Origin of the sequence: Bifidobacterium margollesii (genome assembly GCF_002860355.1) — a bacterium.
GTDB classification, from domain to species: domain Bacteria; phylum Actinomycetota; class Actinomycetes; order Actinomycetales; family Bifidobacteriaceae; genus Galliscardovia; species Galliscardovia margollesii.
Window position 1 is genome coordinate 110,976 of record NZ_NMWU01000021.1, and the last position, 22,422, is coordinate 133,397.

The window sequence follows — 22,422 nt, forward strand, 5'->3', positions numbered from 1 at the left end:
ACCCAAGTCACGGAGGAGTGATCATGACCGAACCATTGATCAGACATGCGACCATCGAGGACGTTGCAGAGTTGTCGGATATCGAGCGGCTTTGCTTCCCCAAGGCGGAAGCGGCGGGAGTCGAGACGATCAGAGAGCGTATCGACTCCTATCCGGAGTGCTTCTGGCTGCTTTGCGTGCCGACTCTGACCGACGGCAACATCACGAACGATGGCCGATACGACATCGCCGCGTTCATCAACGGATTCGCCACCGATCGGCGCGATCTCACCGACGACATGTACGAGGATGCCTCTCAGCATGATCCCCACGGAGCCTGGCAGATGATCTTCGGCGTCGACACGGCCCCCGACTTCCAGCATCAAGGGTACGCAAGCCGTCTGATGCGACGGGTGATCGACGACACCCGAGTAGCCGGACGCCGTGGACTTGTGCTTACGTGCAAGAACAGGCTCGTCGGATTCTACTCCCGATTCGGATACGTGGATGAAGGCATCTCCTCCTCAACGCACGGCAATGCGGTCTGGCATCAGATGCGTCTTACGTTCTGAGCGATCCGAACCATCACAGATCGAACGCAGCCTCGCATCGATGCCGACGTCCGCGATCAGTTCTGGTGATAGTAGCTCAGGAAATCGGTGAGCTTGGCCGTCGCGTCCTTAAGCACCTCGATACGGGGTAGGTAAACGACACGGAAATGATCGGGGAACGGCCAATTGAACCCTCCGCCCCGCACGATCAGGATCTTCTTGTCGTGCAGCAGGTCCAGCGCGAACTTCTCATCGTCCTCGATGTTGAACTTCTTGACATCAATCTTCGGGAAGATGTAGAACGCGGCTTTCGGCTTCACCACACTGATACCGGGAATGTCCTTCAGCGCGTTGTAGATGAACTCCCGCTGCTCGTAGATGCGGCCACCGGGAACAATATAGTCGTTGACGCTCTGATGACCGCCAAGGGCCGTCTGCACGACCGACTGCCCCGGCACGTTCGAGCACATACGCATGTTCGACAGCATGTTGATGCCCTCGATGTAGTCCTTGGCGATGCTTTTGTTGCCGCTAAGCACCATCCATCCGATGCGGTATCCGGCGATCATATGGGATTTCGACAGACCGCTGTAGGTCACGCAGAACAGGTCGGGCGCCAAGGACGCGATGGAGATGTGCTGTTCGCCATCCATGACCAGACGATCGTAGATCTCATCGGAGAAGATGATGAGCTGATGCTCGCGCGCAATCTCGACGATCTGTTCCAGCACTTCTCGAGGGTAAAGAGCACCGGTGGGGTTGTTCGGATTGATGATGACGATGGCTTTGGTGCGGTCAGTGATCTTGCTGCGGATGTCGTCCATATCCGGGTACCAGTCGGACTGCTCGTCGCACAGATAGTGTACGGCGGTGCCTCCGGCCAGATTCACGCAGGCCGTCCACAGCGGGTAGTCGGGAGCGGGGACCAGAACCTCGTCGCCGTTGTCAAGCAGGGCGGACATGCTCAGATTGATCAGCTCGCTGACACCGTTGCCGGTGTAGATGTCTCCGATGGAGACGTTGGGGATGTTCTTTAGCTGGGCGTACTGCATAATCGCCTTACGCGCGGAGAACAGGCCCTTGGATGGCGAATATCCCTCGCAATCGGTGAGCTGCTGACGCATATCGTAGATGACCTCGTCCGGGGTACGGAATCCGAACGGCGCTGGATTGCCGATGTTCAGTTTAAGAACATGGATGCCGGCATCCTCCATACGAAGAGCCTCGTCGACCACCGGCCCCCTGACATCGTAGAGGACATTGTCGAGTTTCGTGGATTTCGCGAATGTGCGCATTGTGGTTACCTTCGGTTTCTGTGCTGGATTCTGACGGGGCATGGTGGGGATGGAAGTGCTGGAGGATGTGGAGGCGGGACCGCCCTCCGACGATGTCGAGGAAACGTCTGCGGAAGCGTTCATAGGAGCGTCTTCGCCCATCAGCCACTGAGGATCGACGTTCAACGTTGATGCCAGAAAGTTCAGAAGATCGGTTCTGGGCATCGTCTTCCCACTGACGTATTGACTGATATGACTTTTGCCGAGCTTCACACCATGAACCGCGGCGGCGTGAACGAAATCGACCTGTTTCATGCGGCGAAGGGCCATGGCTTGGTTCAATCTCGCAGCGAATATTTCCGTACTCATCGTCGGCTCCCCTGACTTTTCCGAGTTCAATTTCACAGCCGATACAGATCATACTACAAAGTTCACAGTAAACCCTGATACGTAGTTCAATTCCGTAAGAACGAAGTTCAGCGTTGTTTCTTAAGCTCATTCGATGAATAGAAATTCTTACCGAATCCAACCGATCGACAATGACGTCATAGCACCGATCAACAACAGATAGCCTATCCAAAATTGACTGGTTGCGTTGTGATCAATAAATGATAGCTTTAGATTACATCAAAGCTGCGGAATATTGCGATACAGCATAAAAAGACCTCTGCTGATCCAGTCCCCAGCACCGGATCAGCAGAGGTTCAAAACCTTATTCCTTGAGGATTCAAACTACGATAGATACGCGTTGAACCATTTGGCCACACCATCATCGTTGTTGGCAGGACAGATTTCATCGGCCACATCGATGACTTTCGGATTGGCATTTGCCACGGCCACTCCCCGACCGGCCGCCTGCAACATGGCAATGTCGATGAGATCATCACCGAACGCCGCGGTTCGATTCAACGGTATCCGCATGTGTTCAGCCAACAGGTTCAACGCATGTTCCTTGTTGGCCAGAGGATTCATCAGCATCCACATCACACCTTCGCTGATGCTGACGTCGAAATCCGGAGGAATCAGCTCACGAAGCCGCCGACATTGTCCAGGCTCCGGAAAGATGATGATCTTGTCAGCCACGCCCATTGGTACATCATGGAAATCCGTCATCCTCCATGTCTGAGTTCGCCAGAACACGCTGACGTCGAAATTGGTGTATCGAACGTCGTTCATGACTATGCCAAGCCGTAGATCAGGGAACTCGTCCAGCAGCAGACGGCAGATCTCACATGCACGCTGCGAGGAGAACCCGATTCTCAGCAAGTGACCGTCATCGGGCACCCTGCCGCTGGTCAGCAACGCGTAATCGGATTTTCGAGGAGCGAAATCTATGAGCGCGCCGTTGAGATAAACGCAGGCGTCCACCGGAAGACGATCGATCAAAGGTTTTGCCGTGCTGACCGGTCGGGCAGTGGAAACCGCGAAACGCACGCCCGCATCACGCAGCCGGTTTGCCGCATCAATGGAATACTGCGTCAGGTAGCGTTGCTCGAACGTTTCGCCATCATGCAGCAGCGTGCCGTCAAGATCGACGACCACCAGATCGAGTGCACCGGCGGCGCTACCAGCCATATGATTCATGAACATGCTCCGATTTCTGATTCACAGTTGTTCCGTTCGCAAAACAAAACCCGCGGGTGGCGAACATCCGCGGGTTCAAATCCTATATCGTACGGCGACGGGAAAAATCATCCAATGCCGTACTTGGTCATCAGACCGAGGGCGATGATGATGGCCACCCAGATCAGCGCCACGATCACCGTAAGCCGGTTGAGGTTCTTCTCCGCCACGCCGGAGGTGCCGGCATTCGCCGTCAGACCACCGCCAAACATGTCGGAAAGACCGCCACCCTTGCCTTTGTGCATCAGGATGAGCAGTGTGAGCAACACACTGGCAATCACCACGATGATTTCAAGAATGATCTTGACGATAGTCACTTGTTACCTCCGAAAATCGATCTTGAGTAAGATTACCTCATAGCCCGGAAAACCGAGCGACTTCACCGTCGCGCCGAAGCCGCCTTGTCGGTGAGTCTGGCAATGGTGGCGAACTCGTCGGCGTCCAACGACGCTCCCCCCACCAGGAATCCGTCGATATCCAGCCCCTCCTGCATAAGCTGCGTGGCATTGGACGCATTCACCGATCCTCCGTACAGGATCCGAACCCTCTGCGCCACATCGTCGCCATAGACCTCACCGAGATGGGTGCGGATAGCCGCGGCCGCCTCCTGGGCGGACTGCGGCGTGGCGACCATTCCGGTACCGATCGCCCACACCGGTTCGTAGGCTATCACCATCTGCTCGGCTTCCTTGTCGTTAAGATCCCGGATCACATCCTGAACCTGACCGACGGCGTATTCCAGCTCGATGCCCTGACGACGCTCCTCAAAACTCTCCCCCACGCACAATATGGGCTTCATCCCCGCGGCAAGCACGGCACGGACCTGATCGACGATATTCGCATCGTCCTCCGGATGATACTTACGACGTTCGGAATGTCCGACCAACACATAGGTACATCCCAGCCGGGCCAGCATGTCCGCGGAAACGTCTCCGGTGAACGCACCCTGATTGGTGACGGAAACAGCCTGAGCCCCATAGGTGATCTTCAAACGATCCGCTTCGATGAGCACCTGCACGCTGCGAATCGACGTGAACGGCGGCATCAGCGTAACCTCGCAGCGCCGAAACCCGAAATGCGCGTCCCGAAGGATCCACGCGAGCTTCTGCACAAAATACGTGGCTTCCAGATGATCGAAGTTCATCTTCCAGTTGCCGGCGACGATGGGAATGCGTCTCGATGCCAAGATCCGTCCTTCCACAAGCAATCGAATCGAAAAACAGGGGCTCCCGTCCGTAGCGAACCGTTGTGACGCGGTTGAGCCATGGGCGGGAGCCTTTGAGAATATTCGTTACTCGAGCACGCTCAGACCGGGCAGGGTCTTGCCCTCAAGGAACTCGAGGGAGGCGCCGCCGCCGGTGGAGATGTGCGAGAAGCCATCCTCCGGGAAGCCGAGGTTGCGCACGGCGGAAGCGGAATCACCGCCACCGACGATGGTGAAGGCGCCGGCGTGGGTGGCGTCGACCAGAGCCTCGGCCACGGCCTTGGTGCCATTCGCGAAGGTCGGAACCTCGAACACGCCCATCGGGCCGTTCCACACGACGGTCTTGGAATCGACGATCTTATCGTGGAAGAGCTGGCGGGTCTTCGGACCGATGTCCAGACCCTCTTCGTCGGACGGGATGGCGTCGGCGTCCACGACCTTCGGGTCGATGACGGCGTCGTCACCGGCGGGGAAGCCGGGGTTGACGACGATGTCGACGGGGAGCAGGAGCTCGACGCCGTTCTTCTTGGCGGTCTCCATGTAGCCCTTGACGGTTTCGATGTTGCTTTCGTCAAGCAGGGAGTTGCCGACCTCATAGCCGAGTGCCTTGAGGAAGGTGTAGGCCATACCGCCGCCGATGATCAGTCGATCGACCTTGCCCAGAAGGTTGGAGATGACGCCGAGCTTGTCGGCGACCTTGGCACCGCCGAGCACTGCGGTGAGAGGACGATCCGGGTTCTCGGTGGCCTTGGACAGAGCGGTGACTTCCTTCTCCACCAGCAGACCGGCGGCGGACGGCAGATCAGCGGCAACATCGTAGTTGGAACCCTGCGCACGGTGGACGACGCCGAAGCCGTCGGAGACGAAGACCTCACCCAGCTCGGCGATCTTCTTGGCGTATGCGGCACGCTCTTCAGCGTTCTTGCTGGTCTCCTCCGGGTTGAAGCGCACGTTCTCCAGCAGCACCACATCACCGTCGTTCATGGCGGCGACCTTGGCGTGAGCGTCCTCGCCATAGGTGTCTGCGGCCAGCGGAACCTCGATGCCGAGCAGTTCGCCCAGTCGCTTGGCGACCGGAGCCAGACTCAGCTCGGGGACGACCTTGCCCTTCGGGCGGCCGAGGTGGGCCATCAGAATGACCTTGGCACCCTGTTCGCGCAGAGCCTTGATGGTCGGCAGAGCGGCCTTGATGCGACCATCGTCGGTAATGGTCGTACCGTCCAGCGGGACGTTGAAATCAGCGCGGACCAGCACGCGCTTACCCTGAAGATTTCCGAGGTCCTTGAGAGTTTTCATTGATATCCTTTCCAGCTGCGGCGCAGCGTTTGAAGGCCATGGAAACGGCTCCCACGGCTTCCGCGTCCTGTGCGCCATGTGAAATCTTACCTTGCCAACGGGATAAAGCCCGGTAACAACCCGAGGCAAATGCCGAAGACAAACGATGCCTTCCGATCACGCATCCATGATCGGAAGGCATCGAAGCAAACGAGGAAGCGGATGACGTCGGCCGCGTCAGTTTTCGTTTTCCGCGGCTCGCTGCTTTTCGACTTTGTTGGCCAGCTGCAGCAGACGGCGGATACGGCCGGCGATGGCGTCCTTGGTAACGGGAGGATCAGCGAGACGACCCAGCTCCTCCAGACTCGCATCGCGATGATCGAGTCTCAGCTGACCGGCCGCACGCAGGTTCTCGGGAATATCGTCACCGAGAATCTTGAACGCCTTCTGCACCTTCTCGCTGGCTTCGACGGCGGCCTTGGCGCTGCGACGCATATTCGCATCGTCGAAATTGGCGAGACGATTCGCCTTGCCTCGCGACTCACCGTCATTGCGCTTGCCGCTCCACTCGCGGGCGGTGCGGGTGGCGCCCATGAGCGTCAGCATGCGTTCGATGACATCGGGATCACGCAGGGTCACCCGTTCGGAACTGCGAACCTGCCGGGCCTTGGCGGTGATGCCAAGACGGCGTGCGGCACCCACCAACGCCAAGGCGGCCTCCGAACCGGGGCAGACGATTTCGAGGTAACTGGCCTTTCCCGGGTCCGACAACTCGCCATGAGCGAGGAACGCGCCTCGCCAAGCCGCCTTGATCTGGGCGATATTGCCGGAGACGATCTCCGCCGGCAGACCGCGTACGGGCCGCTTACGCCGATCAAGCAGTCCGGATTGCAGCGCCAACGCACCACCGGCCTTCAGCACGCGCACCGAATAGCGTTCCACAGTACCTGCGGGGGTCTTGCGCGCCACTTTGATCAGATCGGCCTCATGCCCGTAGACCTCCTGAATGGTGCGCTGAAGCCACTGAGCTGCATCAAGGGAGTCGAATTGGCTTTCGACGACAATATGACGTTGGATCAGATGAAGACCTCCGCCGAAGCGGATCATAGAAGCCGCCTGTGCCTTCTTGGCGGCAGGCAACTCATCATCGATAGCGGCGAGTTCGCTTTTGACCTCATCAACCAGAGCCAAGAGCTATCCTCCTTTAAATTGTACAGCTTCATGTCGGCGCGGAAAGGGTGATCGGCGGTAGGTCGACAGACTTTCGCACCGAACTTCTGTGTTACCCAATCAGCTGGACAAAAACGGCGGTTTTTTCATTGATTCAACCTATTGTTTCGAGATTCGAGACGAATCGTCTAAGCCGCATGCATGATGATCCGCTCAATGCTGCTTCGACAGCTCTCTGGCCGAAACGCTGACATTGAGCCCGTGGGATCGCAGTCTATCGGCCAACGCATGACTCATGGCCACGGAACGGTGCTGACCGCCGGTGCATCCGATGGCGATGGTGACGAAATGCTTGTCCTCACGGGAGTATCCCTTGATCGCGGTGAGAATCGCCTCGGAATATGAATCAAGAAAGCTGCTCGCCCCGTCGCTCGACAATACGTAATCGGCCACCGGCTTGTCGTTTCCGTTGAGATCCCGCAACTGCGGCACCCAGAACGGATTCGGCAGGAACCGCACATCGGCCACGAAATCGGCATCGAGGGGAACCCCGTACTTGAACCCGAAACTGAAAATGTGCACGGCGACGGTGGTGGGTCCCGTGCCCAGCAGAGCGTCGTAGAGCTTGGTGGACAGCTCGTGGATGCTCAGGCTGGAGGTGTCGATGACGAAGTCGGCCCGCTCCTTGAGCCCGCCAAGCAGAGCCCGCTCCTCGTTGATGCCGTCGATCAGACGACGCCCATGCTGCAGCGGATGCGGACGCCGAACCGATTCGTATCGCTTGATCAGCACGTCGTCGGTGGCGTCGAGGAACAGGATGCGGTACTTGACTCCCAGATCGTCGAGATGACTGAACACCTGGGCCAGATCGTCGAAGTATCCGCGGGACCGAACGTCGATGACCGCGGCGAGCTTATGCACCTTGGACCCGGAGGAGGTCATCATGTCGACCAGCGGCACCAACAGAATGGGAGGCAGATTATCGACCACGTACCAGCCCATGTCCTCGACGCTGTCCGCGGCACGCGACCGGCCCGCACCGGACATGCCCGTGATCAGCAGGACCTCGAACTCATTCGCCGGCTGCGGCTCGTCGACGTTCGAATCGATGGTTTGCGGATTCATCACAGCACCTCCTCCAAAGCCTGACGGATAGTGGTATCGAGATGGGACGGCAATGCGTCGAAATCGGTGCCGGTCATATACGCCAGCTGCGGAATGGCCTGATACAGCAGCATCTCCTCGCCGCCGATCGCCGTTCCCCCGCGACTGCGGTACGCCTGCATAAGCAGAGTGGGGCGTGGGTCGTAGATCACGTCAAGCAGCAGACCGCCGACGGGACCATCGTCATTCGCCAGCAGCGACGAAGCCGTGGAGTCCGCGGCATGGGACGGCAACGTACTGATCACGATCCTTTCGCCAGCGATGATCTCGGGAATCTGCTTCATCGAGATCACGTCGACGCTCATGCCGAATGTCTGAGCGAAGGGGGCTATGGCATGGGCCTTGTCCGCATGACGGGCGGCGATGGTCACATGCTCGATCTGCATGGTGGAGCATGCGGCGATGGCCGACGTCGCGGTATTGCCCGATCCTATGATCAGTGCCTTGGCGGGCAACGTCGCATAGGTGGCGTCATCGTTCCTGCCGTATTTCCTCACGGCGTTGGTGATCGCCAGATTGATGCCCGCCACATCGGTGTTGTACAGGTGGATGGCGGGTCCGGATGCGCCCGGCCTCCACTCGAAGATCGCGGTGTTGGCCACGCCGAGTTTTTCGGCCCAGCGGTTGGACGTCCTTCCCATGGGCATGATGGCCTTCTTCAACGGCATGGTCAGGCTCAGCCCATGCCATCGAGGATCGAGTTCACCGATGAAATCCGCGAGAGAGTGTTCGTCCACCTCATGGCTGTCATAGAACCAGTCGCTCAGCCCCATGGCCTTGTAGGCGGTGTTATGGATCAGCGGCGACAGTGAGTGCGAGATGGGTTTGCCCAATACGGCGGCCCGGTGCCTGATTTCTGTCATGAGGTGCATCTCCTTCGTCTCTTTGCCTTATGCTACCGCTCACATCCTGACAATCAAATCGGCATCAGGCTCCAGGCCGCACGGTCAGGCGCGTTCACGCAAGGAATCATGGATCGTTCGGGCTTTCTTCTCTCCGATGCCGGGAATCTTGAGGAACTCCTCCATCGGGGCCTCCCGCATGGCCTTGACCGATCCGAAGTGTTTCAGCAGTTTCTTCTGGTAGGTCAATCCGACGCCGGGAATGTCGTCCAACGCGGAGCGCAACGATCCCTTGGAACGGGTTTCACGATGGTAGGTGATCGCGAATCGGTGGGATTCGTCGCGCACCCGCTGCAGGAGGTACATGCCTTCGGACTGTCGCCTGAGGATGACCGGATAGTCGTCATCGGGAAGCCATACCTCTTCAAGACGCTTGGAGAGGCCGCACAATGCCACGTCGTCCACACCGCAGTCCGCCAGCGCCTTGGCGGCCGCAGCGACCTGAGGCCGTCCGCCGTCCACCACGATGAGGTTCGGCTTGTAGGCGAAATGCCGTCGATCCGTGTTCTGCTGAACGATCGGCTCCCCGTCATGACCACCTCCCCCGTCGCGGGCGGCGCGCTCCTCCCGCCGTTCGTTGTCGATGCTCTCGCCCGAATCCCCGGCGATGTTGCCGTGGCGGAATCGGCGGGTCAGCGTTTCGTACAGTGCGGTGACGTCGTCCACTGCGCCTTTGCCGTCCTTGCCGCGGATGGCGAAGCGGCGGTATTCGCTTTTCTTGGCCACGCCGTCTTCGAACACCACCATCGAGGCCACCTGGAAGATGCCTCCCACGGTGTTCGAGATGTCGTAGCATTCGATGCGCAGAGGCGCCTGTTTCAGCCCCAGGGCCTTCGCCACGTCGTTCATGGCCTTGGTACGCAGCCCCACATCCTTGATGCGGCTCATTTTGCTGCGTTGCAGCGCCTGTCGGGCGTTCTCCCCGGCTCGGTCCATCAGAGTCCGCTTATCGCCTCGGATCGCAACGCGGATGGTGACCGCTCCCCCACGCAGTCCGGTGAGCCACCGTTCGAGCTCCTCCCGGCGGCTTGGTTCGACAGGCACCAGCACCTCACGCGGGACCGGGGCGATCGGGGCGAGCAGATCGGCCCTACCGGTCTGCTCCCTCCTCATGTTGCGCGCACGCGTGGCTTGGGCTCTGGTCCGCGCGTCCGTGGCGGTGACGGTCTGCGTGCTGCCGAGAGCATCCCGACTGGTCGAGATCACCATCTGATCATTGACCGTCTGATCATCGACGCCGGGGTTCTCTCCGGCGTTCTCCGCATACACCTGGGTGATCAGATCGGCGATCAGATCGGCATCCGAGATATCCTCCACACGTTCGACGGTCCAATTGCGTTCGCCTCGAATCGCTCCGGCCCGGACGAAGAACGCATGGACCGACGCTTCGAGCTCGTCGGCGGCGAAGCCGAAGACGTCGGCGTCCACCTGATCGTCGAACACCACGGAATTCTGCTGCAGCACCGTGCCTAGCATCTGGATCTGATCGCGCAGACGCGCGGCCTTTTCGAACTCCAGATCGGCGCTGGCCGCCTTCATGTCGGCGGTGAGCTGCGCGATGTATGATTTCCCAAGCCGTCCGGTCATCACGCCGACCAGCTGCTCGCACAGGCGGCGATGCTCCTTCGCGTCGATGCGGCCGACGCAGGGGGCCGAGCATTTGCCGATGCTGGCGAGCAGGCATGGACGGTCGGTGAGCCCGGCCTTGCGGAAGGCGCTTGCCGAGCAGGTGCGCACGGGAAAGCTCGCCAGCAGCCTGTCGAGCGACTGCCGTACATCCCACACCTTGGCGTACGGTCCGAAATATCGGGTGCCGTGATGCCAGCGGCTTCGGGTGATCCACACGCGTGGATACTCCTCGCCTACGGAGACCGCGAGATACGGATAGGTCTTGTCGTCGCGGAACACCACGTTGAACCTCGGATCGAACTCCTTGATCCACGTGTATTCCAGCGTCAGCGCTTCCAGCTCGGTGCCGACGACGGTCCATTCGAGGCTACGAGCGGTAAGCACCATCGTCTGGGTGCGCGGATGCAGCTGATACAGCGGCTGGAAGTAGTTCGTCAGGCGGTTGCGCAGGTTCTTCGCCTTGCCTACGTAGATCACCCGTCCCTCGCCGTCACGCCACTTGTACACGCCGGGCTCGGCGGGAATATCGCCGGTCCTCGGCCGGAACAGGTCGCGGGAGTCGCCGAGCAGCGGGGCGCCGTTGACGTTGACCCGCGGCCGCTCTCCGACGGATGTGGGGACTCCGTCACCGTGCCGGTCAGTCCGCCGTCGGTCCTGCAGCATACGATCCGCGGCATCCTGCCATACGTCGGGCGAATGGCGTTCGATCATGCCTGATGCCATGCAACGTCCTTTCGTTTACTCCTCGTCTATTCCGCCGCTAGCATGGGCTTCAGGAAACGGCCGGTCCATGATTCCCCGCATTCGGACACCTGCTCGGGTGTACCCTGGGCCACGACCGTACCGCCGCCGTCTCCGCCTTCCGGTCCGAGATCGATGATCCAGTCGGCCGACTTGACGACGTCAAGATTATGCTCGATCACGATCACGGTGTTGCCCTTGTCGACCAGGCCCTGCAACACGACGAGCAGTTTGCGTACGTCCTCGAAATGCAGACCGGTGGTCGGTTCGTCGAGAATATAGATGGTCTTGCCGTCGGACCGCTTCTGCAGCTCGGTGGCGAGCTTCACGCGCTGCGATTCACCTCCGGAGAGGGTCGGGGCCGGCTGTCCGAGCCGGATGTAGCCGAGACCCACATCCACCAGCGTGTCGAGGTAACGGGCGATGGAGGGATACGCCTTGAAGAAGTCGGCGGCCTCCTCGATGGGCATGTTCAGCACGTCGGACACGGTCTTGCCGTTGTATTTCACCTCAAGCGTCTCGCGGTTGTACCGCTGCCCGTGGCATACCTCACAGTCCACGTACACGTCGGGAAGGAAGTTCATCTCGATCTTCAGCGTACCGTCGCCGTGGCAGGCCTCGCATCGACCGCCCTTCACGTTGAACGAGAAGCGTCCCGGACCGTATCCGCGCACCTGTGCTTCGGGCGTCTTGGCGAACAGCTGACGGATCTTATCCCATACGCCGGTGTAGGTGGCGGGGTTGGATCGCGGCGTGCGGCCGATGGGATTCTGATCCACATGGATCACCTTGCGCAGCTGGTCGACGCCCTCCACGCGGGTGTGCTTGCCCGGTACGATGCGCGCACCGTTGAGCCGGTCGGCGAGCACCGGGTAGAGGATCGTGTTCACCAGCGTGGATTTGCCGGAGCCCGACACTCCGGTGACGCAGGTGAACACGCCGAGCGGGAAGCTGACGCGGATGTTCTTCAGATTGTTCTCCCGCGCCCCCACCACGGTGAGCGCACGGGTTCTGCGCACCTTCCGGCGTCGGGCCGGCACCTCGATCGCACGGCGGCCGGCGATGTAGTCGCCGGTGACGGATCGGGCTGCGTCGACGAGATGGTTCGCCGGGCCTGAGTAGACGACCTCTCCCCCGTGTTCGCCCGCACCGGGACCGATGTCGACCAGCCAGTCGGCCTTCTCGATGGTCTCCTGATCGTGTTCGACCACGATCAGGGTGTTGCCGAGGTCGCGCAGGTGATGCAGCGTTTCGATGAGGCGTTCGTTGTCGCGCTGGTGCAGGCCGATGGACGGTTCGTCGAGCACGTACATCACGCCCACCAGTCCCGAACCGATCTGCGTGGCGAGACGGATGCGCTGCGCCTCGCCGCCGGACAGCGTGGCGGCGGCGCGCGACAGCGTCAGATAGTCGAGGCCGACGTCGTTGAGGAATCCCAGCCGGGCGCGGATCTCCTTGAGCACCTCACCGGCGATAGCAGCCGCCGATCCTGTCAGATGCAGATCGTTCACCCACGCCAGTGCCTTGCGCACCGGCATGTCGCACACATCGAAGATGGATCTGCCGTCCACGGTGACGGCCAGCACTTCGGGTTTGAGCCTCCTGCCGCCGCACTCCTGACAGGGCACTTCGCGCATATACGACTCGTAGTACTGCTTCATCGAATCGGAGTCGGTCTCGTCATGGCGACGCATCAGCGTGCGCACCACGCCTTCGAAGCCGGTGGAATATTCGCGCAGACGTCCCCAGCGGTTGCGGTAGGAGACGCGTACCTTGAAATCGTGGCCGTACATGATCGCCTGGCGCACGTCTTCGGGAAGATCCTTCCACGGCGTGCCCATGGAGAACCCCATCTCGTCGGCCAGTCCTTCGAGCACATGCCCGTAGTACTGCGAGGTGGTCTTGGTGTTCGACCACGGTTCGATCACGCCGTCCGCCAGCGACTTGTCCGGGTCGGAGATCACCAGTTCGGGGTCGATCTCCAACTTGAATCCGAGTCCGGTGCATACCGGGCAGGCGCCGTAGGGTGCATTGAATGAGAAGGTGCGTGGCTCGATCTCGTCGAGCTCCAGTTGGTGGCCGTTTGGGCAGCTGCGTTTTTCGGAGAAAGGCTGCCGGCGTGCGGGGTCCTTGGCGTCCACGTCCACGAAATCGGCGATCACCACGCCGGAGGCGAGCTTCAATGCGGTCTCCACCGAATCGGTGAGGCGCTGCCGTATGCCGTCCTTGACCACCAGACGGTCCACCACCACTTCGATGGTGTGCTTCTTCTGCTTGGCGAGTTTGATGTCGTCGGAGAGCTGGGTCATTTCACCGTCGATGAGGGCGCGGGCGTAGCCGTCCGAGCGCAGGGTCTCCAGCAGTTCCACGAATTCGCCCTTGCGCCCCTTGACCACGGGCGCGAGGATCTGGAACCGGGTGCGATCGGGCTTCGCCATAAGCGTGTCGACGATCTGCTGCGGGGTCTGAGCGGTGACGAGCTGGCCGCATTCGGGGCAGTGCGGCACGCCGGTGCGGGCGAACAGCAGTCGCAGATAGTCATACACCTCGGTGATGGTGCCGACGGTGGATCGCGGATTGCGGTTCGTGGTCTTCTGGTCGATGGATACCGCGGGGCTCAGGCCTTCGATGAAGTCGACGTCGGGCTTGTCCATCTGGCCGAGGAACTGACGGGCGTAGGCGGACAGCGATTCCACGTACCGGCGCTGCCCCTCCGCGAACAGGGTGTCGAACGCCATGGACGATTTGCCGGAGCCGGAAAGTCCGGTGAACACGACCATGCGGTTGCGAGGGAACGATAGATCGACGTTCTTGAGATTGTGCTCGCGAGCGCCTTGGATGATGATCTTGCGGTCGTTGGGCATGTGTGAGAGGTCGGCGATGAGCGTGCCCGAGGGTTGGTCGTCGCTGGGCAGCCAGGTGATGTGGTCGTCGTCCGTGTTTCGCATGGTGCCGACGGTTGCGGTACTGGTTTCGGCGTTGGTTCCGGAATGCTGTGGTGTGGTCGTGTCGGTCACGATTCCTCTGCTTCGATGGTGGGGTTTCTCCGTTGGTGTATCGCCCTCTAGGATAGCGCGGCTCATCCCGTGTTTCGAACATCAGTTCGATGTTGGCGTAGTGTCGATGTTGGCGTGGTGTGGTCGTCATTGCGCTGTTCGGTGGTTCAGTAGCCGTGGGCGTGGAGGGTTTCGTCGTCGAATCCGAAGTAGTGGCCGATTTCGTGCATGACGGTTTTGCGGATCTGGTCGACCAGTTCGTCGTGGGTGTCGCAGATGCGTTCGTGGGGGCCTTTGAAGATCGTGATGATGTCGGGCATGACGCCGCCGTAGTCGTTGGTGCGTTGCGGGAGCGGTATGCCTTCGTAGAGTCCGAGCAGTTCGTCGTGGGGATTGTGCATGGTAGCGAGCTCGCGTTCGTCGGGTTCGTCGGCCATGGCGATGCCGATGTTGGCGAGCGCGTTGTGGAATCGTGGCGGGATGAGTCGTAGTGCTTCTTCGATGGCGGTTTCGAAGTCGTCGTCGCTGATGTGCATGTTCCACGCATAGCATGGCGTGCGGGTGTTTGTCTAGGCGTATGCGGTTTACTACGCATGGCATGTCATCGTCGTCGTACGGCGGCATGTGTTATTCGGATGAGGCAACGATGGCGCGATGGAGTCGTGCGGGTTCGGGCAGGACGTGTGGCCCTTTGTCGGAGAAGAAGCGGGAAAGGCGGGAATCCGCGATGGATAGCGAACTGTTCGAGAGGGCGTCGGTGCCCCGGGCGTATTTCGCGTTGTCGATGCCTGTGGTGATGAGTATGCTGGTCACGCTGGTCTACAACATGGTGGATACGTATTTCATTGCGCATGCCGGGGATTCGAACATGGTTGCCGGGGTGTCGCTTTCGGCGCCGGTGTTCATGGTGATGATCGCCATCGGCGATATCTTCGGTCTGGGCGGCAGCTCGGTGATTTCGCGGCTGTTCGGTCAGCATCGGTATGCGGATGGACGGCGGCTGAGTGTGTTCTGCTTCTATGGGTCGCTGCTTGTCGGCGTGGTGGTTCTGACGATCGGTCTGGTGTTTCGCGGGCCGATTCTGTCGATGCTTGGTGCGAACGAGGCGACCTGGGTGCATGCGAGCGCCTACTATACGTGGATCATCATTGGTTCCCCGCTGATCATCATGTCGATGACGCCGGTCAATCAGCTGCGTACCGAGGGGCATGCCGTGCCGTCGATGATCGGTCAGATCGCGGGCACCGTGGTCAATATCGTGCTCAATCCGCTGTTCATCCATGTGCTTGGCTGGGGTGCGGCTGGTTCGGCGTTCGCCACGGTTCTGGCGAATGTGTGCACTGATGCGTATCTGGTGTGGTTTCTGGTGTTTCGCAGCAGCAATCTTTCCGTCGATCCCCGTCTTATGGTCGTGCGGCGGTCGGAGGGGAATCGTTCGGCGGCGAAGTCGTATGGGCGTGCGTTCGTGGAGCGTCCGGTGGCGGTGCGGCGTAGGCGTCTGAACATTTCGTCGTTGGAGGTGAGGGATGTTCTTGCGATCGGCATTCCTTCGGCGGTGACGAACATCACGCAGAGTTTCGGCATCGTGATGGTGAATCTGTATCTGCTGGCGTATGGCAATGATCCGGTGGCGGCCATGGGCATTGCGCTGAAGGTGGTGATGATCGCGGTGTCGGTGTTCGTGGGGTTCGCGTTTGGCGCGCAGGCGTTGATCGGCTATAACTACGGGGCGCGCAATATGCGGCGCCTGGGTGCGATTCTGCGGTTCTCGTATGTGTTTCTGTCCGCGTTCGCCGTTGTCATGACCGTGGCGCTCAGTGTGTTCGACCGTCGGCTCATGGGGTTCTTCATCGGCGATCCGCGTATCATCGATCTTGGTGCGGGGATGCTGCGCGTGCAGCTGCTGAGTCTGGTGTGTGTGGGCGTGGTGATGGTGACCACCTGTACGTTCCAGTCGACGGGTAAGGCGCTGGGCGCCTTCATCCTGTCGATCTGCCGTCAGGGTGTGGTACTGGTGGCCGTGCTGGCGGTGGCGTCCCGCGTGGCCGGCTACGAGGGGGTGATCGCCTCGCAGGCCATCGCCGATCTGATCACGATGATCATCGCCGGGGTGCTGTTCTTTGTCATGTTGCCCGAGCTGCGCGGGCCGGGGCGGGATTCCGGTGACGGGCGCCGATGAATGCCTTCGGTATGGCGGGATGAGATCGGAGATGTCAGACGGCCTTGATTGTACCGGTTGTACGGTCGAGGCCGGCTACCCGCCGGATGCCTTCGCGGATGGCTCGGGGGTCCTGCGGCATTCGGCCGAGGGCGCGATGCAGGGTGAGTCCTTCGATCAGGGCGTCGAGCACCATGGCGGTCGACGGGTCGAAGAGCCGTTCGAGTTCGGTTCGGCTGGCGGCCATCCACCGGTCGACGATGTCGCGGTATGCGGGGTTCCGTGCGGCCAGCGTATAGAGTTCGAGGTTGATGTTGAGGGTCTGCTGCGTGTCGAGCAGATCATGCTCGATGTGCCGGGCCACCTGTTCGCAGGCCTCCTCCGCGTTGGACGCGGCGGTCATGCGCCGGGAGAACCGGTCGATGGTCTGGTCGGCGAACCGTTCGAACGCCTGGTGCAGCAGATCGTCGATGCCGTCGAAATGGTAGGTCATGGATCCGAGCGGCACGTCGGCAGCGGATGCCACCACGCGATGCGAAGTGCCGGCCACGCCCCGTTCGGCGATCACATTCAGGCAGGCGTCGATGATCCGTCGTTTGCGTTCCGGGTCGAACCGGCGGGCTGAACGTTCATTCATATCTGGATATCCTACGCGACGGATGTCCTACGCACTCCGGCGCTGGGCACGGAACCGTTATGTACGATCGTACATAACATGCGGTATCATTGCCCCATGGATACGAATCGACACCACTCGGACCGCGAAACGGCCGACCGTCCGGCGATCGACATGACGGGAAGGGGCGGACGATCCGCGCCAAGCATGAAGGAGCTCATGCTCGCCGGCGAGTACTACACCAGCACCGATCCCGAACTCGACGCCGAGCGGGAGCGCGCCAAGGATCTGCTGTTCGACTTCAACATGATGCGTCCGACCAGACGCACCGAACGCGAGGCGATCATCCGCCGACTGTTCGGGCATGCGGGATCCAACTGCTGGATCGAATCCCCGTTCAACTGCGACTACGGATACAACCTCTCCGTCGGCGACAACTTCTACGCCAACGTGGGCTGCTGCATTCTCGACTGCGCACGCGTGACCATCGGCGACAACGTATGGTTCGGCCCCAACGTCGGCATCTACACGCCCGAACATGCGTTCGACGCCGAGGAGAGGACCGCGGGCTGGGAGCGCTCGCTGCCCGTCACCATCGGCGATAACGTATGGGTCTGCGGAGGCGCATCCATCGTCGCCGGAGTGACGGTCGGGTCGAACAGCGTGATCGCGGCCGGCGCCGTGGTCGTGAGGGACGTCCCCGAAGGCACACTCGTCGCCGGCGTCCCGGCCCGGGCGATCCGGCCCATCACCGAAAGGGACCGTCTCGGTCTGATCGGACGATAGCGATCCGTCAGCCGCTTCGGATCACAGGTCGAGATCCGAAGCGGTGCCAGACGGCCATTCAACGTCGGATCACTCCGGACTCTTGAGCGCACCGACCATGTCGATCCGATCGAGGGACTTGTTCGTCGCCCGACTCACCAGCAGCGTGAACAGGAGCGCCAGAACCGCGGCCGCGGCATAGCAGTACCAGGCCACGTTCGGCACGATGTTCATGCCGGGCAGATCGAGCTGTGCGAGCAGGAAGCCCAGCAGCGCACGCCCACTGGGCAGACCGACGGCGATGCCGAGGACGCTGAGCAGCAGGATCTCCTTGTTCACGTAGCCGTGCACCTCCTTGCGCCGGAATCCCAGCACCTTGATGGTGGCGAGTTCGCGCTCTCGCTCGGAGATGTTCGTGCTGGCGAGCGTGTAGAGCACCACCACGGCCAGGATGGCGGCCATGACCACGATGAACCCGATCATCACGAAGAAGATCATGAAGCTCCTGGAGAAGTCGCGCTGCTGTCTGGCGACGCTCGTCACCGACAGGTATTCGTCCTGCCCGGCCAGATCGTCCGCGAATCCGATCTGGGCGTCGTCATCGCCGTCGACCCTGATGAGATCCGCGTTGAGGGACAGTCCGTCGCCGTCGGAGGAACCGTCGCCGAACGCCTTCTCATAGGCGTGTTCGGTCATCACGACGATGTTGCCGGTGTAGTACTGCGCCACCCCGGTGACGGCGATGCCGGCTTCGTCCATCAGGGAATCCGTCAGATCCACGGAGTCGCCGTTCCGCACGGACAGGGTCTGCGCGGCGTTGACGGTCACGATGGCCGCGGGTTCGCCCGAGTCACCCGAATCCTTCGGACTGAGCGATTCGCCGTCCGCGGTGTGCAGGTCGAGGTAGCCGTCGAGCGATTCGCCGTCCGGCACGACCATGAGCTGCACGGTGAGCTTCTCGTTGGAGGCACCGTTTTGGGAGGACATCGTGGCGCTTTCCACATGCAGCGGCAGGGTGGATCGCACCCGGGAGTCCTCGTCGAGGCGCTTCTGCACCGTGTCATGGTCCGCGGGTTTCGTCACGGCCATGACGTCGTAGGTGGCCACTTCGCTGAACTGCCGCGGCATGAGCGTGAGCGCGGAGTTGCCCATGCCGAAGCCGGCGGTCATCAGTGCGGTGCAGCCGAGCACGCCGATGATCACCATGAACGCGCGGCTCTTGTAGCGGAACAGGTTGCGGGCGGTGACCTTGCCGAGGAACGACAGGTGGTTCCATACGAAGCCGATGCGTTGGAGCATGATGGTCCGGCCGGCCTTCGGCGCCTTCGGACGCATGAGTTCGGCGGGCTCGAGCCGCAGGGAGCCCGTGCATACGATCATCGCGCTGCCGGTGACGAGCACGAGGAACAGCAGGATGCCGCCGATGCCGATGGTCCAGTCGATGATGAGCGGATAGGTCGGTATGACGTACAGCAGGTGCAGCATGCGTTTCGTGAACACGAACGGCAGACCGAGCAGACCGATGAGATCGCCGAGCACGCCGCCGGCGAGCACCGCGGACGCCGAATAGACGAGGTATTTGAGCATCGTTTCATGGCGCGTGTAGCCGAGGGCCTTGTAGGTGCCGATGAGCTGACGGTCCTCCTCCACCATGCGGGTGACGGCGGTGAGGCTCACCAGCAGTGCGATGACGAGGAACAGGATCGGGAACAGTTTGCCGAGACGACTGATCATCTCGCTTTCCGTCTTCACGTCGGCGTAGCTGGTCAGCGCGCCGCGGTCGCGGATGATCCATTTCGCGCTCGGCATGTCGGCGAGCTTCTCGTCGAGTTTCTTCTGCGCTTCGGCGAGCTTGCCTTCGGCCTGCGCCTTCATCGGCAGGCCGTCCGGCATCGTCTCGACGAGTCTGCGCTGCTCGGCGAGCTTCTCCTCCGCCGGCTTGCGCACGGAATCCTTCACCTCATCGGTGCGCGACCGCTCACGATCGGCGCGGATGGTCTCGATGTTCCGCTGGGCGTCGGCGACGAGCGTCAGATAGTCGTCGTCGTAGGTGTTCAATGCGGCCGCGCCCTTCACGGTGACGACGGCCGATGTGTAGGGCGCGTCGGTATCGGAGACCGCGTCGCCGTCTACGAACAGCGGGTATACGGTCTTGGCGCCGGAGACCAGGGCGAGCGGTCCGGAGGGGTTCACGATGTCGTTCGGGTCGATGACCGTGCCGACGATCGTGTAGTCGCCGTCTTCGAACACGTCGGCATCGGATGACGTCGAACCGTCGGGAGAGAACGACAGGGCGTCTCCGAGATGCTTGCCGCTGGCGGTCAGGTACTGCTTCGTGACCGCGACCTCATGCGATCCGGACGGCAGGCGACCGTCGGTCAGATACGGCTCGTCGATATGGCGGCCGTCCAGCGTGGTGACGGTCGCGGACGCGCGATGCCCGTCGATTTTGGTGGTCACGCTCTGCGAGCGCAGTCCGGCCGCGTCGGCCACACCGTCCACGGTTCGCAGGGCGTTGATGTCGTCGTCGTCGAATCCGAGCGTGGAGACGATGCTGATGTCGTGCATCGACGTGTCGTCGAAGAAATCGTCGAGTCCCGCTCGCAGGTCGTTGCCGATGGACGACAGGGCGCCCATCATCATCACGCCGACGGCGCAGATCACGGCGATTGCGGCGAACCGTTTGCCGTTGCCCGCGATCGCGCGCCATGCGTCCTTCCAGAGGGCGTCGTGGCCGCCTGTGCGGCGGGTGCGGGAGTGGGATTGCGTCATTGTCGTCCGTCACCTACCATTCGATGTCGGCGATGGGCGTCGGATTCGGGTTGACGCTGATTTCCGTGACCTTGCCGGAGCGGAAACGGATCAGTCGGTCTCCCATCGGGGCGAGCGCGGAGTTGTGCGTGACCAAGGCCACGGTGATGCCGCGCTGGCGGCAGGAGTCCTGCAGCAGTTGGAGGATCTGCTTGCCGGTGTTGTAGTCGAGGGCGCCGGTGGGTTCGTCGCATAGGAGCAGCTTCGGGTTTTTGGCGAGCGCGCGTGCGATGGATACGCGCTGCTGTTCGCCGCCGGAGAGCTGTGCGGGGAAGTTGCCGAGCCGCTCCCCCAGTCCGACCTTCTCCAGGGTCTCGCGGGCGTCGAGGGCGTTGGGGCAGATCTGGCTGGCGAGTTCCACGTTTTCGAGGGCGGTGAGGTTCGGGACGAGGTTGTAGAACTGGAACACGAATCCCACGTCGAATCGGCGGTAGTCGGTGAGTTGGGCTTCGGTGGCCCGGGTGAGGTCGGTGCCGTCGAGCGTGACGCTGCCGGATGTGGCGCGGTCCATGCCTCCGAGGATGTTCAGCGCCGTGGATTTGCCGGCTCCTGATGCGCCGAGGATGACGGCGAGCTCGCCCTTCTCGATGTCGAAGGTGGCGTGGTCGAGCGCGCGGACGGCGGATTCGCCTTCGCCGTATTGGCGTACCACGTCGTGGAATTGCAGGAATGACATGTGGATCCCCTTTCGGTCGCCGCCGGTTCAGGGCGGCGTCGTGATGCATGGCTTCGTCTGTCCGCCATACCGAAGTACATTTTATTAAACATTATGTCGAATAAAATCGACACTATCGTGCGGTGCGTGCGGTTTTGCGGACCGTAGGTTCGCTGTCCGCGCCCCTGGGCCCGCCGCGCCGATCGGCTGAGCCGGGATGCGTGATGCACGGGAGCGGCGGAGTAGATTGGTCTGTACGTCAACGTCATACCGAACGGAGGAGGGGCCATGTCATCGGTTATCGTCATGTTCTCGCGCGCCGACGAGAACTACGAGGTCGGCTACGTCTACGAGGGCAACACGGCGAAGGTGGCGGACGCCATCGCCGAAACCACCGGCGCGCCCATCATCGAGATCCGGCCGGAGATCCCCTATCCGCCGACCTACAGCGACACCGTGGACCGGGTCAAGGAGGAGATGGCCGAAGGCGCGAAGGCGAAGATCGTCGTCGGATTCGCCGGCGGGAACGTCGAGGACGGACATCAGGATGGTTCGACCTCCGGCGCCGCTGCGGAATCGGACGTCGACGCCGCGTTCGACGCCGCGGACACGGTGTATCTCGGCTACCCCATCTGGTGCGGCGAGATGCCGTTGGAGGTCGAGACGTTCATCACCGGCCACGACTGGCACGGCAAGACCATCCTGCCGTTCATCACCCACGGCGGCAGCGGTTTCGCGGAGACGCCGGCACGCCTCGTCATGCTGACCGGAGCGACCGTGCTGCCGGGCCTGGCGATCCTCGGCACCGACGCGCAATGCCGCCCCGACGCCGTCGAACGCGCCGTGGCCGACTGGCTGGGTCAAGCGCGCTAGACGCGCCGGCAACCGATCGGCGGCCTCTCCGCCAAA

18 protein-coding genes are annotated in these 22,422 nt (G+C 61.4%); 4 read left to right on the forward strand and 14 right to left on the reverse strand.

Annotated features, from left to right (window positions below):
- Nucleotides 1-23: 23 nt before the first annotated feature.
- On the forward strand, nt 24-551 hold the full coding sequence (locus Uis1B_RS06425) for a GNAT family N-acetyltransferase (RefSeq protein ID WP_101616628.1): 528 nt from the start codon (nt 24-26) through the stop codon (nt 549-551).
- Nucleotides 552-607: 56 nt separating this feature from the next.
- Here Uis1B_RS06425 and Uis1B_RS06430 read toward each other — a convergent pair whose 3' ends face one another.
- From Uis1B_RS06430 to Uis1B_RS06480, 11 genes are all read right to left on the reverse strand, one after another.
- On the reverse strand, nt 608-2,173 hold the full coding sequence (locus Uis1B_RS06430; protein ID WP_101616630.1) for an aminotransferase class I/II-fold pyridoxal phosphate-dependent enzyme: 1,566 nt from the start codon (nt 2,171-2,173) through the stop codon (nt 608-610).
- Nucleotides 2,174-2,536: 363 nt separating this feature from the next.
- Nucleotides 2,537-3,379 (reverse strand): HAD family hydrolase, encoded by an 843-nt coding sequence (locus tag Uis1B_RS06435; protein ID WP_101616727.1) that lies wholly within the window; start codon nt 3,377-3,379, stop codon nt 2,537-2,539.
- Nucleotides 3,380-3,495: 116 nt separating this feature from the next.
- Entirely contained in the window at nt 3,496-3,744 is a 249-nt protein-coding gene (gene secG / locus Uis1B_RS06440) for a preprotein translocase subunit SecG (RefSeq protein ID WP_101616632.1), read from the reverse strand.
- Nucleotides 3,745-3,806: 62 nt separating this feature from the next.
- Nucleotides 3,807-4,613 (reverse strand): triose-phosphate isomerase, encoded by an 807-nt coding sequence (gene tpiA, locus Uis1B_RS06445; RefSeq protein WP_101616634.1) that lies wholly within the window; start codon nt 4,611-4,613, stop codon nt 3,807-3,809.
- A 105-nt stretch (nt 4,614-4,718) separates the two neighbouring features.
- Nucleotides 4,719-5,927, reverse strand: a complete 1,209-nt coding sequence (locus Uis1B_RS06450; RefSeq protein WP_101616636.1) for a phosphoglycerate kinase — start codon at nt 5,925-5,927, stop codon at nt 4,719-4,721.
- 216 nt (nt 5,928-6,143) lie between these two features.
- Nucleotides 6,144-7,097 (reverse strand): DNA-binding protein WhiA, encoded by a 954-nt coding sequence (gene whiA, locus Uis1B_RS06455; RefSeq protein WP_101616638.1) that lies wholly within the window; start codon nt 7,095-7,097, stop codon nt 6,144-6,146.
- 192 nt (nt 7,098-7,289) lie between these two features.
- Nucleotides 7,290-8,201, reverse strand: a complete 912-nt coding sequence (gene rapZ, locus Uis1B_RS06460) for an RNase adapter RapZ (protein ID WP_101616640.1) — start codon at nt 8,199-8,201, stop codon at nt 7,290-7,292.
- Nucleotides 8,201-9,103, reverse strand: coding sequence for a shikimate dehydrogenase family protein (locus Uis1B_RS06465; RefSeq protein WP_101616642.1), 903 nt, complete (start codon nt 9,101-9,103; stop codon nt 8,201-8,203). Before Uis1B_RS06465 ends, rapZ begins: the two co-directional genes overlap by 1 nt.
- 84 nt (nt 9,104-9,187) lie before the next feature.
- Entirely contained in the window at nt 9,188-11,494 is a 2,307-nt protein-coding gene (uvrC, locus tag Uis1B_RS06470; RefSeq protein ID WP_243390283.1) for an excinuclease ABC subunit UvrC, read from the reverse strand.
- A 26-nt stretch (nt 11,495-11,520) separates the two neighbouring features.
- Nucleotides 11,521-14,460 (reverse strand): excinuclease ABC subunit UvrA, encoded by a 2,940-nt coding sequence (gene uvrA / locus Uis1B_RS06475; protein WP_101616728.1) that lies wholly within the window; start codon nt 14,458-14,460, stop codon nt 11,521-11,523.
- 215 nt (nt 14,461-14,675) lie between these two features.
- Nucleotides 14,676-15,044, reverse strand: coding sequence for a metallopeptidase family protein (locus Uis1B_RS06480; RefSeq protein ID WP_101616643.1), 369 nt, complete (start codon nt 15,042-15,044; stop codon nt 14,676-14,678).
- A 191-nt stretch (nt 15,045-15,235) separates the two neighbouring features.
- Between Uis1B_RS06480 and Uis1B_RS06485 the strand changes: the two genes are divergently transcribed.
- Nucleotides 15,236-16,687 (forward strand): MATE family efflux transporter, encoded by a 1,452-nt coding sequence (locus Uis1B_RS06485; RefSeq protein WP_101616645.1) that lies wholly within the window; start codon nt 15,236-15,238, stop codon nt 16,685-16,687.
- A 34-nt stretch (nt 16,688-16,721) separates the two neighbouring features.
- Here the strand turns inward: Uis1B_RS06485 and Uis1B_RS06490 are convergent, their stop codons facing one another.
- Nucleotides 16,722-17,303 (reverse strand): TetR/AcrR family transcriptional regulator, encoded by a 582-nt coding sequence (locus tag Uis1B_RS06490; protein ID WP_101616647.1) that lies wholly within the window; start codon nt 17,301-17,303, stop codon nt 16,722-16,724.
- 96 nt (nt 17,304-17,399) lie between these two features.
- On the opposite strand from Uis1B_RS06490, the gene Uis1B_RS06495 reads away from it, so the two are divergent.
- Nucleotides 17,400-18,068: a sugar O-acetyltransferase gene (locus Uis1B_RS06495; RefSeq protein WP_207763388.1), complete on the forward strand. Its 669-nt coding sequence runs from the start codon at nt 17,400-17,402 to the stop codon at nt 18,066-18,068.
- Nucleotides 18,069-18,137: 69 nt separating this feature from the next.
- On the opposite strand, the gene Uis1B_RS06500 is transcribed toward Uis1B_RS06495, so the two are convergent.
- Nucleotides 18,138-20,819, reverse strand: a complete 2,682-nt coding sequence (locus Uis1B_RS06500) for an ABC transporter permease (RefSeq protein WP_101616649.1) — start codon at nt 20,817-20,819, stop codon at nt 18,138-18,140.
- A gap of 13 nt (nt 20,820-20,832) precedes the next feature.
- Nucleotides 20,833-21,534: an ABC transporter ATP-binding protein gene (locus Uis1B_RS06505; protein WP_101616651.1), complete on the reverse strand. Its 702-nt coding sequence runs from the start codon at nt 21,532-21,534 to the stop codon at nt 20,833-20,835.
- A 267-nt stretch (nt 21,535-21,801) separates the two neighbouring features.
- On the opposite strand from Uis1B_RS06505, the gene Uis1B_RS06510 reads away from it, so the two are divergent.
- On the forward strand, nt 21,802-22,386 hold the full coding sequence (locus Uis1B_RS06510; RefSeq protein WP_101616653.1) for a flavodoxin: 585 nt from the start codon (nt 21,802-21,804) through the stop codon (nt 22,384-22,386).
- The last annotated feature ends 36 nt before the right edge of the window (nt 22,387-22,422 follow it).